The 17,221-nt window shown below is 43.1% G+C and carries 11 protein-coding genes; all 11 read left to right on the top strand.

Annotated elements, in window-relative coordinates; translation table 11 throughout:
• Nucleotides 1-3: 3 nt before the first annotated feature.
• The 11 genes from IAE45_RS05865 to IAE45_RS05815 all read left to right on the top strand — a co-directional run bounded on the left by IAE45_RS05865 (nt 4) and on the right by IAE45_RS05815 (nt 17,135).
• Entirely contained in the window at nt 4-1,617 is a 1,614-nt protein-coding gene (locus tag IAE45_RS05865; protein ID WP_200125384.1) for a glycosyl hydrolase family 28 protein, read from the top strand.
• A 424-nt stretch (nt 1,618-2,041) separates the two neighbouring features.
• Nucleotides 2,042-3,295: a glycoside hydrolase family 28 protein gene (locus IAE45_RS05860; RefSeq protein WP_200125382.1), complete on the top strand. Its 1,254-nt coding sequence runs from the start codon at nt 2,042-2,044 to the stop codon at nt 3,293-3,295.
• A 419-nt stretch (nt 3,296-3,714) separates the two neighbouring features.
• Nucleotides 3,715-5,229 carry an extracellular solute-binding protein gene (locus IAE45_RS05855; RefSeq protein ID WP_081117545.1) on the top strand — a complete coding sequence of 505 codons (1,515 nt, stop codon included), beginning with the start codon at nt 3,715-3,717 and terminating at the stop codon, nt 5,227-5,229.
• Between the two features lie 267 nt (nt 5,230-5,496).
• On the top strand, nt 5,497-6,165 hold the full coding sequence (locus IAE45_RS05850; RefSeq protein ID WP_194193358.1) for a DUF1961 family protein: 669 nt from the start codon (nt 5,497-5,499) through the stop codon (nt 6,163-6,165).
• Nucleotides 6,165-6,839 (top strand): YesL family protein, encoded by a 675-nt coding sequence (locus IAE45_RS05845; RefSeq protein ID WP_200125381.1) that lies wholly within the window; start codon nt 6,165-6,167, stop codon nt 6,837-6,839. The genes IAE45_RS05850 and IAE45_RS05845 overlap by 1 nt, the downstream gene beginning before the upstream one ends.
• Nucleotides 6,814-9,327, top strand: coding sequence for an exo-rhamnogalacturonan lyase family protein (locus tag IAE45_RS05840; protein ID WP_200125379.1), 2,514 nt, complete (start codon nt 6,814-6,816; stop codon nt 9,325-9,327). Before IAE45_RS05845 ends, IAE45_RS05840 begins: the two co-directional genes overlap by 26 nt.
• Nucleotides 9,312-10,259 (top strand): ABC transporter permease, encoded by a 948-nt coding sequence (locus IAE45_RS05835; RefSeq protein ID WP_005234199.1) that lies wholly within the window; start codon nt 9,312-9,314, stop codon nt 10,257-10,259. Before IAE45_RS05840 ends, IAE45_RS05835 begins: the two co-directional genes overlap by 16 nt.
• 11 nt (nt 10,260-10,270) lie before the next feature.
• Nucleotides 10,271-11,149 (top strand): carbohydrate ABC transporter permease, encoded by an 879-nt coding sequence (locus IAE45_RS05830; RefSeq protein WP_086297880.1) that lies wholly within the window; start codon nt 10,271-10,273, stop codon nt 11,147-11,149.
• Nucleotides 11,150-11,235: 86 nt separating this feature from the next.
• The gene (locus IAE45_RS05825) at nt 11,236-13,446 is read left to right on the top strand and encodes a helix-turn-helix transcriptional regulator (protein WP_200125377.1); all 2,211 of its coding nucleotides are present in this window, start codon (nt 11,236-11,238) and stop codon (nt 13,444-13,446) included.
• A 193-nt stretch (nt 13,447-13,639) separates the two neighbouring features.
• Complete coding sequence (locus IAE45_RS05820; RefSeq protein ID WP_200125375.1) at nt 13,640-16,312, top strand: beta-galactosidase; 2,673 nt, start codon at nt 13,640-13,642, stop codon at nt 16,310-16,312.
• The gene (locus tag IAE45_RS05815) at nt 16,284-17,135 is read left to right on the top strand and encodes a sugar phosphate isomerase/epimerase family protein (protein WP_200125373.1); all 852 of its coding nucleotides are present in this window, start codon (nt 16,284-16,286) and stop codon (nt 17,133-17,135) included. Before IAE45_RS05820 ends, IAE45_RS05815 begins: the two co-directional genes overlap by 29 nt.
• The last annotated feature ends 86 nt before the right edge of the window (nt 17,136-17,221 follow it).

Raw genomic sequence — 17,221 nt, 5'->3', positions numbered from 1 at the left:
CCGATGGAACCATTTCAAGTAATTGATTTTCATCTCGTACCAAGCACGATCGGCGCTCATCAAGCGACCCTTATTTGGGAGAAGCCGCTGCACGCTCAAGCTATTTTTGGTTATCAATTGTTTTTAGACAACGATTTGATCCAAACCAGACCAACAAACAAGACGCATTGGACGTTGACAAACTTATCTGCCGATCAAACGTATCAAGTAACGATCATCTGCCTCGATCTTCAGGGATGCCTGCTTACAAATACCGCAGTCACGACGACCTTTCGTACAAAGAAAAAAAGTGTTGTGTTAGATGTTACGCAAGCACCCTACCATGCTGATAGCGCAGGCAAAGAAGATAGTACCGCCATTCTCCAGCAAGCGATCAACGATTGCCCTAGCAATGGCACTGTCTGGATCCCAACAGGGGCGGTGATCCTTTCTGGTGCGTTGGAGCTAAAAAGCAATATGATTTTTCAGGTAGATGGCACATTGCAAGCAAGCCTCGACATAGAAACGTATCGGGTTGCCCCTCACGAGTATTTAGGAAGCGTGAATCAAGAGGGCTTACCATTAAGCCGTTATGAAGGCTGGGAACTGTTTTGCTTTCGTTCATTGATCAACATTGGGTATATCGATCAAGGCGATCGAGGGCGTATCGTTTGTGAAAATGTCCGTCTTTGTGGCAAAGGGACGATCATTGGTGGCGGAAATCCATTAGGACTAGCGATGCGAAACCCTTATGCAGACCGTGAACAGTATCCAGAATATGTTTCTGATGGAAAACCTGGAAGACGAGTAAGGGGACGTTTGATCTGTATGATGCAGGCCAAAAACATCCATTTGACAGAGCTGACGTTGATTGATCCACCATGCTGGACTGTTCATATGATTTACTGTGACACCGTTGTGACCCATGGGGTGATTATTCAGTCCAAAGGCATTGACAATGGCGATGGTTGGGACCCAGATTCTTCGCAAAATTTGCTGATTTTTGACACCGTTTTTGATACGGGCGATGATTGTATCGCAATCAAATCTGGCAAAAATCCAGAAGGAAATCAGATCAATAGACCAGCGAAAAATATTCGGCTGTTTGATTTGGCTATTCGAGGGGGACATGGCATCGCGATTGGTAGTGAGCAATCTGGTGGTGTCGAAAATATCGCTTTTCGAGATTGTCAACTGACCAATACGCTTTATGGGCTAGAATTGAAAGCGCAGAATGATCGTGGCGGCTATATTCGTCAAGTGACAATCATCGATTGCCTGTTGGATCGTTTCATGGCTCATCCTGTTGCTTACAATGCCGATGGTCAGGCCGCACAACAGTTACCAATCATTTCGGATATTTTGGTCAAGAATACCTGTATCGTAGGGCAGAACCCTTTGGTCGAGCTAAAAGGGTTTGTCGATGAACAAACACAGCAGGTTTCACCGATCCAACGCGTTACTTTTGAGTCAGTTGCCTTTGAATCAGCTAAAGGGCAAAAGAAAATGATTTTTGAACAGTGTCAGGAGATCTGCTTTAAAGAAGCATCGATCATTGATCAAGCGGCCATAAGTGACGCAATAAGTTGCCGAGAAACAGTCGAGCTATCCTTGATGGGGCAAAAGAAACGCACGTAGAACAAGCTTTTGGAAATGATCTGCGTTGGTTTTCCCAATGAGAAACAGTTAGTTAAGCACCTTATTTCCTTCCTTGAGAGGTTGCGCCTTTTTGCTTTCGTAGACAAAAAGGCGCATTTTTCTAATAAGAAAGGACGTTACAAAAAAAGACGATCCTCAGAAATCAAAAAGGACTTTCTTTTGCCGCTAAGGGGACTATAGTAAAGAATGTAGGAAAAAAGGACGCCAGAAAGCACATGGGAAAAGACAACGAGATGTGCCAAGAGGAACGCTTTACTTGATGGACAGCGCCAGTAAGAAGCACTTAGTTCTATCCAAATAAATGATAGATGAAAAAAGGTTGGCGATGCGCAAATTTTTAAAAGTCATGCATATCGACAAACCTATTTGTAGCGTAAAACAAAAGCGTAGGAGGTAAGCAAGAATGGAAGACATCACGCAATTATTGCAACGAGAAATTGACCAAGCATCAACTGTGCAGGGAACAGTGATTACACCACCCGGCGCCTATCAAATCGGCGCATTGTTTTTAAAAAGCAATGTGCACTTGATTGTCTCAGAGGATACGATTCTGTATGGTAGTCAAGAACTGGCCGATTATCCCGAAGTAGATAATCGGGTCGCAGGGATCAATATGAAGTGGCCTGCAGCGATGATCAATGTTTTTCACGCAGAAAATGTCATGATCTCGGGAAAAGGGAAACTTGATGGTCGTGGAGAAACATGGTGGCAAACGTTTTGGGGAACAGATGAAGCCAGCGGGATGATGGCGGATTATGCAAAGAAAGGCTTACGCTGGGCAGCAGATTATGATTGCAAGCGGCCACGAAATATCCTTGTTTATGAAAGTCAGCAAGTAACCATCAAAGATATTTCGTCGGTACAGTCGGGTTTTTGGAATACCCAAATCACATATTCTCACCACATATTGATCGACGGCATCACGATAGACAATCGAAAAGGGCCTAGTACTGATGGCATCGATATTGATTCCTGTGAAGAAGTCACGATTCAAAATGCCTACATTTCCTGCAACGATGACAATATCTCGATCAAGGCGGGACGTGGGGCAGAAGCCTTAGCCCAGCAAAGAAGCTGTCGGAAAATCACGATCAAAGACTGTCAGTTAGGGTACGGTTCAGGAATTGCCATTGGTAGTGAAACTTCGGGTGGGATCGAAGAGATCAAAATCCAAAAAGTCGTCTTTGAGCAAACTGGCGCAGGGTTTCGGATCAAATCCGCCAACAATCGAGGTGGATTTATACGCAAGGTCACTGCTTCGGATTTAACGATGAAGGATGTTGGCTTTCCTTTTCTCTTACAAACAAATTGGTACCCAGATTATAGTTATCCAGAACTGCCAGCTGATTATGCGGAAGAGATTCCCGACTATTGGCACAAATTGATGGCACAACCAGCTATTCCAGTAGGTCCAGCAAAGGTCTGCGACATTACTATTGAAAACGTGCAAGCTACCAAAACAGGACAACAAAGCGTGCGTGCTTTTTTCATCGAGGCCAGCCCAGCAGAACCGATCCGCAATCTAACATTGAAAAATCTTTTCATTCATGCCGATGAGTTCGGCAAGATTGCAGGGGTTGAGAACTTAAAGATGGTGGAAACGATCGTCACTGCGTTAGCGCCAACCTTGGATCAAAATGATGTGTATGAGCGGTAGTACTCTTTCTGTCAAATATGAATAAGTGGTGATCCGCTTAGTACTACAAAACTGATGAATTATCAAAGAAGACCAATGAGTTGGTCTTTTTTTCATGATAAGGTGTTTCCAAATCTCTCACGAATAAGAACATCAGTACTTAGGCTACCCTTTCTACAATGAGAATTTAAGAATGATAGGAATCAGAAAAACTGCGATAATTAAATTGATTGAGCGAACTAAGAACACGAAGAACTATTTATTCTTTTTTCCTATAATTTACGATACCTGCAAATGTAGAGCAAAACTCCCTACCCAGCCATATATCAACGATTAACAAAAAATGTCAATTGCTGGAAATCCTGCTTTTCGTTATGCTTTTGGTATTGAAAGCGGTTTATTTAATCGAGCTCAACAACAAAATCTAAGGAGGAAAAGTAGTGAAAAAATTAAGTACGATTCTTGGTTTGGGGTTACTATCGGTCGCCTTTTTGTCGGCATGTGGGAAGGAGGAAGCAGGTTCCACAACAGATTATGATACGATTTCGATGTTATCGCCGTACATTGAAACTGAACCACCTGCAAGTGACAACGAGATTTTGAAACAATTAGAAGCTTACACTGGCAAAAACATTGATATTACCTGGGCACCCAATACATCCTATGAGGATAAAATGAATATTACGTTAGCTTCAGATGATATTCCAGAAGTGATGGTCATTCAAGGAAAATCAGGAGGATTTATCAAGTCAGCAGAAAATGGGGCTTTTTGGGATTTGACCGACTATTTAGCTGATTATCCTAATCTCTCTCAGTCTAACGAGGATGTTTTGCGTAATTCTTCTGTGAATGGCAAAGTGTACGGAATTTATCGGAAACGTGATGCGATGCGGACGGCGGTGATCATCCGAAAAGATTGGTTAGAAAACTTAAACTTAGAGGTACCAGAAACGATCGATGATCTCTATGAGGTTGCCAAAGCATTTACTGAGAACGATCCCGATGGGAATGGTGAAAATGATACGTTTGGTTTGATTATTCCCCAATGGCCTGGCTCGATCAATTCAAATAGTCCTTACGATGTGTTAGCTACTTGGTTTGGGGCAGGAAATGCTTGGAAAGAAATAGACGGCACTTTAGAGCCATCCTTTATGCAACCAGAATACCTAGAATCAATGCAATTTGTTAAAGATATGGTGGAACAAGGCTATGTCAATCGTGATTTTGCAACTATGGCAGCAGATAAATGGGATGAGCCGTTTATCAATGGACGTGGTGGGATCATTATTGATACGTATTCACGAGCAGCACAAATCAGTAATAAATTATTGCAAGCTGGAGAAGAAGACCTCGTCGTCTTTACAGGGAATTTAAAAGATAATAGCGGTACGATGAATGCGTTACCGACAGATGGCTATTCTGGTTTCTTGGCGATTCCTAAGTCGAGTGTCCAGACAGAGGAACATCTAAAAGAGGTATTGACGTTCCTTGATAAATTAAATGATAAAGAAGCACAGGTATTGCTGAACAACGGAATCGAAGGAATCAATTTTGAAGTAGTGGATGGAATGTCCGTGGCATTAGAAGGATCAGAAGCTGAAGCGTTAGCCAATGCGGTCAAAGGGTACTCACAAATTGGGATGAATGTAACGGAAGATACCCTGTACTATATTGCTAAGCCTGATACAGAAGCGGCTACTGAAAGCTATGAAAAACGATTGTCATTGATGGAAGCTGATTTAGAGCACGCTGTCTTTAACCCAGCAGCCTCCTATAATACAGATACGTATGTAACAAAAGGGGCACAGCTTGATCAGATCATTAGTGATGCACGGGTTCAATTTATTGCAGGACAAATCGATGAAGCGGGTTGGGAAGCTGCGATCGAACTTTGGAAGAATCAAGGAGGCACGCAGCTGATGGAAGAAACGAATGCCCTTCATCAAGCACAATAACGACAGTCGAAGAAGGTTGAGTGGATCTTGCTCTCAACCTTTTTCTTTTTCAATAATTTTTTTCAGCTAATAAAATGGAGTACTATTCAGGTGAGACGAGACAGGTAGTAAGAAATCAGAAAAGAAAAAATGGAAAAAAACAAGTGAAAACCCTAATCTAACGCTTGATATCAAGGAATTCAAAAAAAGTCAATTGTTAGAAATGTAGGTCAAGTTTACTATGAAAAGAGAAAAGCAGCTCATATAGGCATAAAAGGAGAAGAGGAAATGTTAGCGAAATTGATCTATGAAAATCCGCTGAATCAAGCAGCAGATATTCAACACTTTATTGCTGAAGGAGAGCCCAAAATTACTTTCCAAGACGGGATGATTCTGGCAAATACGTATTCTGAAGAATCAAACAAACAACCACATTTTGTTTTATGGCTGCCTCAACAATTTCCAGCGGACCTACGAATCACCTGGCAGTTTCAACCACTGGCTGAACCAGGCTTATGTATGCTCTTTTTTGCAGCAGCCAATCGCAAGGGTGGCTCGATCTTCGATTCTGGAGTACCCAAACGAACCGGGGCATATCCCGAGTATCATTCTGGAGGGATCAATGCTTACCACCTTTCTTATTTTCGAAGAAAGTATGAGGAGGAACGGGCGTTTGAAACGTGTAATTTGCGCAAAAGCTATGGGTTTCATCTGGTCGCCCAAGGCGCAGATCCACTTCCGAGTGTAGCAGATGCCCGAGGGTTTTATCACCTAAGAATCGATAAGGTAGGTGCAACGATCTCCTTTTGGATCAACGACTTATTGGTGTTAAGGTACCTTGATGAGGAACAGTTTGGTCCCGTATTAACCAAAGGAGCGATCGGATTTCGGCAAATGGCGCCAATGAAGGCCCGCTATAAAGACTTAAAGGTATATTCCTTAGAGGAGGAACGGTGATGAATTGGCAGAAAGCATATCAAGCAGCAGATTTTGTCTTTTATTGTTTACTGATAAATGTAACCGTTATTATAGGTGCGCTAGTAGGTGGGATCATCTTTGGACTGGCGCCTAGCGTACAAGCAGGATTCCACATAGCAAAGAAAACCCTTAAACAGGAATCGCCGCCTTTTTTTCAAACGTTCTTTGGGTATTACCGCAGGAACTTTTGGCGATCGAATCGCTTGGGCTTACCGATCATTCTCTTTTATTTGTGCCCCATGGTGGTGATCCAGCAAGGATTTTTAGCGGCATTGACTCAAACAGGCTTGATCCTATTGATCGTTAGCCAATGCGTCGCGATCGCTGTGATCAATACATTGCTTAGCATGTACGAATATTATGTGCTCCCAACGAAGAAGTACCTAGGCGCTTCACTACGCTTTCTTTTCTTTCAACCTATTGGCACCTTTTTAGGCGTCCTTTGGTTTGGGATTTGTAGTACGATCAGCTTTTTTCTCCCCGGTCTCCTGCCATTTTTAAGTATTGGGATGTGGATCATTGGCACAATGGGGATTTACTTGAAATTATTTGATGAAAATGAACAAAAGCTAAAGCAACAAAACGATGCAGGTCAACCTGTAGAGAGGGAAGAGGAGGAAATCGAACATGGCATTGAAATGGCTCAAAAATAAACCTAAGGGAAAACGTGGGCTGAGTTTTGGGTATCCATGGGAAAAAGGAGCTTTACAACCTGAGGCTCTAAGTGAGGAAATTTTTTTGCTGGGTGAGGAGCCGCTACAAACGAAAGTACTGGCTTACTGGCCAGATGGCAGTGTGAAATGGACAGGACACAGTGGTTTGGTGGCAGAAACGACGCAGTTACTTTTTCAAAGAAAACAGCGTGTCCAGAAGAAACAGGCGATTGCTAGGGAAGCTTACAACGGTATCTATTTTGACAACGGTACGATCAAAGGCTTCTTCCCGAAACATGGGGAAGGGAAAAATGTATTGGACTGGGTAGCGGTCAATGGGCAGAAAAAATTGCAAGACCTTCACGCAATCCTGCAATACCAAAACAAAAAGGTGCAGTCCAAAGTAACGGACTTGATTTTGGAAGAAAATGGTTCCGAGAAAGCCGTTATCAAAGTATCGGGCGACATCGAGATCGATCAAGAAGTGGTGCAAGAGTTTATTTTACGGTTCCGCATCTTTCGCGAAATCAGCAAATTGGAAATCATTCATACGGTCATTATCATCAAACCACTTGCTTATGAAGGCATGGGGATAGCATTTGATTATGCGTTGACAGGTGAAAATTGGAATCGACAAGTCAAATTTATTGCAGATGCTGTGTATCATGAAGCGGCGCAATTGTTACTTTCACGGCGACACTATCAGCAAAACATTCCCTATCAAGAACAAGCCAGTGGACAGCTTGTTTCATTGACCCCAGCGGACGAGCCGATGCTGTCTCATGCGGTGGAAAATGCTATTTGGGACAATTTTCGGGTCAATCAAATCAATCATCGGTCATTTGAATTAGAAAAACAGACCGAAGCTGGGTACTGTTGGTTGCCCATTGGGGATGGCGAGCATTATTCAGGTACCTTTTACGCTGGGGGAGAAACCGGCGGCGTTGCTTGCAGCATGGAGAAATTTTGGGAAAAAGCACCCTCTGCGATCGAGGTGGCAGGCATCACCCAAAAAGCAACCCAAATCACGATGTGGCAGTGGTCACCGAATGCCAAGCCAATGGATTTTCAGCACTATTCCAAACGGGATCATATGCTTAGCGGATACGAAGGAATGGAAGAGATTCGTTCGACGGCAGTTGGTGTAGCAAATACGACGCGTTGTTGGTTGGATCTTTATGAAGAAGCCCCGTCAGAAGAAGTGTTGCTGGGCTTAGCTCAAGAAAATCAAGAACCTGCCCAGATCGTTTCATTGCCAGAGCGTTATCAAGAGACGAAGGTTTTTGGCAGGATCAGTTTACCAGACGAATCAACGAAAACGAAACAATTGCTGGAGCAACAATTGGCTGAGATGCGGCAATTCTATTTAGCAGAAGTCCAACAAAGAGGTTGGTATGGCTATTGGAACTATGGTGATGTCATGCATACCTATGATCAGTTTCGACACCAATGGCGCTACGATCTTGGTGGGTACGCTTGGCAAAACACTGAATTGGTCCCCAACATGTGGCTTTGGTTAGATTTTTTACGAACCGGTGATCCAAGCGTCTACTATCTGGCTGAAAGCATGACGAGACATACTTCAGAAGTCGATCAGTATCATGCTGGTGAATACAAAGGATTGGGGTCTCGGCATAATGTCGTTCATTGGGGCTGCCAAGCCAAAGAAGTTCGAATTTCAATGGCGGGTCTGCATCGCTACTACTACTATTTGACAGCGGATGAACGTATTGGGGAGGTTATGGAACAAGTCAAAGACAATGAAACCTATGCTTTTGATGCGTTACCACCGATGCGCGAGTTTTATGAACGAGAAACGAAGCGGATACCGATTCGCATCGGACCAGATTGGGCTGCGCTAGTCTCGAACTGGTTTACCCAGTGGGAACGGACGAATGATCCTGTTTACCTTGAAAAAATTCGCACGGGCATCACCTGCATCAAAGCCATGCCCCAGCGCCTATTGTCTGGTCCCACAGTGTTATTTGATCCACAAGACAAAACCTTATCTTATATGGGAACTGGGAATTTTGGCGGCTATCACATGGTCATCTCCTTTGGGGCGCCGCAAGTTTGGTTAGAACTTGCTCAAGTGCTGGAAGACCCAGAGTGGACAGAGATGTTAGGGGAGTTTGGCTGGTTTTATAGCTTGAGTCCTGAGAGAAAAGCAGAAGAGTCAAACGAGGTACTGACGGAACCTCATTTTGCCTGGCCAATGTTTGCGTCGACGATGATGGCCTTTGCTGGGCGAGTGCGTAACGATCAAGCAATCAGTCAAAGGGCTTGGCAGTTATTGCTTGATAATGACAAATCGGGTGTTCCACTGCCGATCGAAGCGACCATTGAAGCAGCGACAACGTGGAAAAAAATAAAAGAAATGCCGTGGGTATCGACCAATGTGTTGTCACAGTGGGGGCTAAATACGATTTGTTGTTTAGCACTGATTGGAGCGGAATTAGAGGAGGAGACTGAATGGAAACAACAATAAAAAAAGTGCCGAAAACGAAAGAGCAATGGGGGAGTTTCCTCAACCATTTTAAACAAAATAAATGGCTCTATATTTTGACGATTCCCGGGATCATCTATTTTGCAGTATTTCGTTATGCACCGATGTATGGGTTGATCATTGCTTTCAAAGATTATGTGCCCTTTTTAGGAATCGCAGATAGCCCATGGGTCGGAACACAAAATTTTATGGATTTCTTCAATAATCCTGATTTCTTTCGGATCTTGTGGAACACGTTGATGATTGCCTTTTTAAACATCTTCTTTTCGTTTCCAGCACCCATCTTTTTGGCGCTGTTACTGAACGAATTGCGCAACAAGCTGTTTCAGCGGACCATTCAAACCTTCGTCTATGTACCACATTTTCTTTCATGGACGATCGTCGTTAGTCTTTGGCATATTTTATTCAACATCGATCATGGAGCGATCACTCAATTTATCGCTTCGTTGACAGGCGTTGAAATCGACTTTCTCTCAGACCCGCAATGGTTCCGCCCCATGATCGTGATGCAATCGATTTGGAAAGAGATCGGTTGGGGGACTATTATTTATTTAGCTGCCTTATCAGGTGTGGATCAGGAGCAATACGAAGCCGCGATCATGGATGGTGCAGGACGTTTCCGACGTGTGTGGCACATTACTTTACCTGCGATTCGTTCGACGATCATCATTATGCTGATTATGCGGATCGGGTCAATTTTGTCTACTGGGTTTGATCAGATTTTCTTGATGACCAATCAATTGAACCGAACAGTAGCAGATGTTTTTGATACGTATGTGTATATGATGGGGATTACCAATGGCGCTTATAGTTACTCAACAGCCGTCGGATTATTTAAATCGATCGTTGGGATCATCCTCGTACTTTGTACCAATAAATTAGCGAAACGCTTTGGCGAAAGCGGCTTATATTAAGGAGGAAAAAGATGGCTACTTTACACAATACGAAGGCAGGGAAAATATTTGACATTTTTAATGCGCTATTTTTGGCATTGATTGGGTTATTCATGGTGATTCCTTTTATTTATGTGATCGCCGGGTCATTTGCTACGGAGTTAGAATTGACCACACGTTCGTTTTTCTTATGGCCAAATGAGATCAGTCTCGACTCCTATCGCTTTATTTTTTCAACCAACACCTTTATCCGTAGTTTGCTTGTAACGGTCGGCGTTACCATCGTTGGCACGCTGGTGCAGCTTTTCTGTACCTTCACCTTTGCCTATCCTTTATCACGTAAGCACCTAAAAGGACGGAACACCTTGTTGAATCTCGTGATTTTTGCAATGCTCTTTTCAGGTGGGATGATCCCAACGTTTATCGTGGTTAAAAATTTAGGACTGATCAATTCTTATTGGGCATTGATTTTGCCAATCGCGATCAATCCGTTCAACTTAATGATCATCAAAAACTTTTTCCAAGAAATGCCGATCGAATTGGAAGAATCCGCCAAGATGGACGGCTGTACGGAACTAGGGATCTTATGGAAAATCATTTTGCCTTTATCAAAACCAGTGATCGCGACCTTCACCCTTTTTTACGCCGTTGGTATCTGGAACGACTTCATGAGTGGATTGCTTTATATCAACGATTCAGCAAAATGGCCGATTCAGTTATTGTTAAGACAGATCACGATGGCGTCCAGTGGTGCCAATGCGTTAGCAAGTATGGACCCAAACTATGTGCCGCCTGAACAAGGAATCAAATTTGCAGTCATCATTGTGGCGACTTTACCAATTTTGATCTTCTATCCGTTTTTGCAAAAACATTTTGCCAAAGGAATGCTGATTGGATCCGTCAAAGGATGATACACTTCAATAGTTGTGGATAGGTTGTCATGCGTTTTTTCGCATGACAATTTGTTACATAAAATCTATTACAAGGGTGTTTGGGAATGAAGTACTTTAAAACAGGCGGTTTTCATCGAAAACTGCAGCTAGCCAGTCTATGGATCGTCGTGCCGCTATTAGCCGTTGCAATCTTTTTGCATGCCTATTTGATCGGACCATTACAACGATCGTATCAAGAACTAAATAATCGCCAAGTCGAAGGAATCGTTAGTAACATCAACCAACAGTTCTCGCAGCTGGAAGTGACTTTAAGCGTTTGGGGGCAATCGTTTCAAAGGCGCTACCAAGAAGATTTACTGGAAACGACAAATTATCAGACGTTGATCCAACTGTCGGAAGAATTGTTTTACTTAACAAATAGCTCCAATTATGTCAATCGAATTGGTATTTATTCGCTCGGAGAGGCGCCTTTTGGGATTGAGAGTGGCGGTACGTATGAATTAACGCTCGAGCAAACCAAAACAGCATTTGAACGCTATCGGATCGATAATGGGAGGCAGTATCAGTGGAAGATCATTGAAGAAGAGGATGAATTGATTTTTGTACAAAACATTGATAGCCAAGGCGAAGATCAGCCTAAAATCTTTTTAGTTGCAACGATCGACGAGCAATCATTGTTAAAGTATTTTTATGATACCCAAATTGAAAATGGACTCGCAGCGATTTCCTTTAATCATGAGAGTTTTCGTTTTATTGGCGATCAGAACTTAGCGAATGTTATCCAACCGCTGAGTGAGGAGCATCAAGGAACCTGGGTCGAATCGATCAATGGCAATGATTATAGCATGATCGCCGTAAACAGTACGCGACTCAACCAAATATGGACCTTTTATACCGTCGTTCCCTTAGCATTGATTACCGAGCCAGTCACTCATTTGGCTAGAGTGCTGATCGTCGTAAGTATTCTTTTTATTGCTTGTGTGGCAGTCATGAGTCTCCTTTTGGCAAAAAAACAATACCAACCTTTTGAAAAAATGATGGATCAGCTCTTTGGTAATACCCAATGGAAAAAAGAAAACGATCTGGAGTTTTTGGTGGACCGTTGGCAACAATTAAGTCGGGAAAAAGGATTGCTACAAAATCAGGCGGAACGCTTTCAAGATTCGCTGAAGCGGCAAGTGATCCAACATTTGATGGAAGGATATTATGGCTATTTGTCAGAGGAAGAATCGCAACAATTACTGCAGCAAAAAAACTGGCGCTTAAGTGACCAAGGGTATCGCTTGTTTTATTTCCAACTCAATGATCTATTAAGCAATCAAGCAAATTCACAAGATGAAACCCACATTTTGTTTGCGTTAGAAAACATTATAGCGGATGTCACAGCCATGTTTTTCCCAGAATCAACCATTGTTTCTTCAAATGAAGGACGGATTTTGGTTTTTGTGGTCAATCAAGAGCAGCTACTGACAGATTACTTCACGATGATCACCAAGCAAATCAATTTGATCGTCTGCCGTTATGTCACCATCGTTAGTTCGCAACAAGAAACAGAGATTCGCAAGTTGCCTGAAGTTGCCCAACGTCTCAAAAAGCAAATCCATCTGCAACGGTTGATTCCCGAAAATCAAGTGCTTCAAGGAGAGAAAATGCGCCCGCTGCCGAAGTATTCTCTTTCGCAAGAAAATTTGATTTTAACAGCGCTGAAAAGTGGCTATCATGAAGAATTGCAACGAAGTGTCCAGCGGTTTTTAGAACAGGTCGTGGCAGAAAACAATCAACAGGCTGCGGTGATCTATGTGGTCAATCGACTGTACGATCAAGTCGATTACCTTTTAAATGAAAATGGTGTCTCACGAACGGATTATGTATCGAAAACGGTTGTGTTAGAGCGAATCGAACGACTTTTGGACATCAATCAGATCCAAGCCTTTTTGTACCATCATTTCTTAAAACCCGTCTCCATCCTCTGGCAAGAAAATGTCGCTAATTCTTATAGTGAAATGATCCAGAAAGTAGCGGAGTACATCCAATCTGATTTTCGCAATGAACAAATTTCCTTAGAATACGTTGCGGATCGTTTCGAAGTCGACCCAATCTTTTTGAGTAAGGAGTTCAAGCGTGCCAAGCAGGTCAACTTTATTGATTATTTAACCAATGTTCGCATCGTAGAAGCAAAACGGCAGTTGCTCGAAACTGATCACCAAATCAATGAAATTGCAGAAAACCTTGGGTATAATCCCAGTTACTTCAATCGTTTATTTAAAAAGTGCACGGGAATGACCCCAGGACAATATCGAAAAGGTCAGAGCTGATCACTGTTGGTTGCTGCGGAAAAGCTCGTATTTTCGCAGCTTTTGCTCTGATTTTTCCATGTTTTCATCAGCGAATGTTTTGTATAATAGAAAAGAAAGCGATTTCTAATACAGCTTAAGTTCAACAAGAAAACCAGCAGACTTGTCAAAGCTGTTGGAAATCTGATAGTAAATAGATGGAGGAAGAAAAGAAATGAAAATCGTTCTAGGCGGAGATTCAACCGTGGCGGATTATCCCCTTGATCAACAGCCAATGATGGGCTGGGGACAAGCCTTACCAAGCTATCTATCCCCAGAAGTAAACGTACGCAATTTTGCAAAAAACGGCAGTACGACTCGTTCGTTTATCGAAGAAGGGGTGTTTGAGCAGCTCCTGCAAGAAGTCGAACCGAATACAGTCGTCCTACTGCAATTTGGACATAATGACCAAAAAGAGAAAAACCATGTCACGATGGAGGCATACATTGCTCATTTAACAGACATGATCCGTCAGATCAAAGAAAAAGCAGGAATCCCGATCCTGTGTACACCTGTTGAACGGCGGGTAGGAGAAGAGGGACGACTGGCGCATACGTTGTCAGCATTTTTACCTGTCTTAAGAGAACTTAGTCGAACGGAAGAAGTAGTTTTGTTTGATTTAAATCGCTATACCTATCATTATTATGACACATTAGGACTAGAAGCTTCCAAAGCACTCTTTGTTTGGTTAGCACCGAATGAGCATCCCAATTATCCTGCAGGTCTTGCAGATGATACCCACTTTTCAAAGCTCGGGGCGCATATGATCGCTCGCTACGTGGCGATTCGTTTACAGGCGTTTTTCCATGAGCAACCACTTTTTCCTGATATTTATTATGGCGCCTGCATGTATCCAGAAGTCTGGTCGGAAGAAATCATGCAAAGTGATAGTCACACGATGAAAACGTTGGGCATGAATTTTGCTAGAATTGGGGAATTCATGTGGCGTGACTTGGAGCCTCAACCTGGAGAATATGATTTTTCGTTGTTGGAACGTGCGCTAGAACAGTACCAAGCAAATGGCATCGATGTTTGCTTATGTATTCCAACGCCGACCCCACCCCGCTGGTTTACAAAACAGTACCCAGAAGCGTTGGTCACTAACCAAGATGGAACGAAGATGCATCACGGCTCAAGACAGCATGTCTGTACCAACAACGAGGACTTTCGCCGTTATGCCTATCGTTTGACGAGAAAAATCGCGGAGATTGCCGAAAAACATGAAAATGTCGTTATGTTGCAATTGGACAATGAGTTTAAATGTCATGTCGATCTATGTTACTGTACGACGTGCCAAACGCGTTGGCATACGTATTTAAAAGACAGCTATCAATCCGTGACTAACCTCAATGAGTGTTGGGGAACGAAGGTATGGAGTGAGTGGTATGACGCATTTGAGGATGTCGTCTTGCCGCTAACAACCCCATTTTTGCATAATTCTTCCTTGATGAATGCCTTTCGCCGCTTTACCACTGATACGTTGAATGAGTTTGCGCATGATCTTTGTCATTTTATCCGAATGGAGACCGCGTTACCCATTACCCATAACTCCGCTTTTGGGTTTAACTTGCAAAATGATGAGCTATTTGCTGATTTAGATATTGCCGGTTTTGATACGTATGCACCGGCAGACAACTATCCAGCGTATACCATGAACTTGGATCGTTGGCGGAATGTCAAACCGCGCAACAAGGAAATGTTATTGTTAGAAACTTGTACTGCCAATGCTGGTCATATTGAAAATTATGCGGCACCTCGTCCTCATGGGTTTGTCACAAGTGAAGCGTTCATTGGCTATGCTGGTCATTTGAAATCCTTCTGCTTTTGGCATTTTCGTGGACATCGCTATGGTGTGGAGCAACCCCATAGTGCCGTGTTAACTGCTTGGGGAGAGCCAGATCGTGGGTATGAAGAGGTAGTTCGGATTGGCGAACTAAGACAACAGATCGCACCACTTTTAGCGGAAACGAAGTATGTATCAGCAAAAATAGCCATCATGTACTCGGATTACTCGAAACGCTTTTACACGATCGATCATGGGGGTGTTTATGATTATCGCAGCCTATTTACCGAATTTTACAACAGTCTGATTCGCCAAGGGATTCGTGTAGAAATCATTCAAGAAAATAGTCCGTTAGAAGAGTATGATGTTGTTCTTGCCCCATTTGTTCGTTGGATAAGCCCTACTTTGCTGAAAAAATTTGCCGCCTTTACTGAAGTAGGAGGCAAGCTGATTTTAGGCCCGATGACGGGGGATCGGACCAAAGAGCTGGCGTGGCCAGCGACGAATGGCTTAGATCGTTTAGGAGAATGGCTCGGGTTTGACCAAATCCAGCAGTTTACGGTGAAAGGACTGGCTTATCAGCTAACCTATGATGGCCTAGAAGAACCTTTGGATCATTTGGTCACAGTTTTTCACTGCCCAGAAGATTGGGAAACGATCGGACGAGGGAATGACCAAACACTACTAGCTAAGAAACAACTGGCTCAAGGAGAGATCATCTATTTAGGTGCGCTACCTAGAAATTTAACAGACAGTTTGATATGGCAGTCGTTTTGTCGCAAAGAACTTTTCCCTTATGAATCAGAGCGCCAGTTGATCAAATGTTCGGAAGGTGTGATGAAGTATCGCAGAGAGTCAGCGACCCATGTCCAACTTTGGATCAGTAACTTAGGGATGACGACAGCTGACTTTACCTTACATCTCCCCGGATTCGAACGCTTGTCAGGGGAAGCGCTGACGCGCGGTAACTATAGGCTAAAACCTTATGAAAATTTGATTATTGAATGGGAAAAAACAGTAGAAAGCGAGGAGTCAGATGATTCATTTAGCCATCCGAGGGCATGACCTTACAGGAGAATATACACCCAAGCAGCTAGCACAAGCGGTAGGTGCAAAGAAAATAAAAAACGTTCAGTTTGCCTTGAATGTGTCTTTTCCAGAGCTAAGTGCTCCTGAAAAGATGAATCCAGGTATGGGGACCTTCTTCAAGAATGAATTCCAAGAACAAGGCGTTCAAATCGCTTTGTTAAGTTGTTATAGTAACTTGATTCACCCCGAACCAGGGGAACGAGAAAAAATCTTACAGAAATTTGAGCGCTATTTATTCCATGCCCGTTATTTTGGTGCCAGCATGGTGGCTTCAGAAACAGGCTCAGTCATTGCCGCGCTGGGATATAGCGAAGAGAATTTTTCGGATGAGGTTTTTGAAGACTTGATCCATGTGATCCAGCGACTCGTTCGAGTGGGAGAAAAACATCAAATCATGGTAGGGATCGAAGCTGGACTGAATCATCCGCTGTATTCGAATCAGCGCATCGTCGAGCTGATTGAACGTGTTCCTTCTGATTATTTAGGGATCATTTACGATCCAACGAATTTGATCACCGCAAAAACAGCTGCTGATCAAGTCGCATTGGTAGAAGAAGCATTTACTCTTTTCGGAGAGAAAATCGTCTGCTTGCACCTAAAGGATTTTCAACTCTCGGGAGAAGAAGTGATCCCTGTCCCGTTAGGTGAAGGACAAATACGGTATACAGAAATTTTACAGCTTCTGATCAAACACAAGCCATACTGTTACGTGGTGCTAGAAGAAACAAAAGACGCTGGGATCGATCGTGCGGTGGCGTTGATTGAAGAGAGATTTGGACAGGGTGGCTCTTACAACTAACACAATATTTTCAAGTAGCTGCTTGATAACGAAAGCACGTGCTGGTAGAAAAGCCAGTACGTGCTTTTTTAGTATGGTTTTCATTT

The organism is Enterococcus sp. S53 (assembly GCF_016516865.1).
Taxonomy (GTDB): Bacteria; Bacillota; Bacilli; order Lactobacillales; family Enterococcaceae; genus Enterococcus_D; species Enterococcus_D innesii.
The sequence above is the reverse complement of the archived record's forward strand: the minus strand, read 5'-3'. Positions and strand labels throughout refer to the sequence as shown.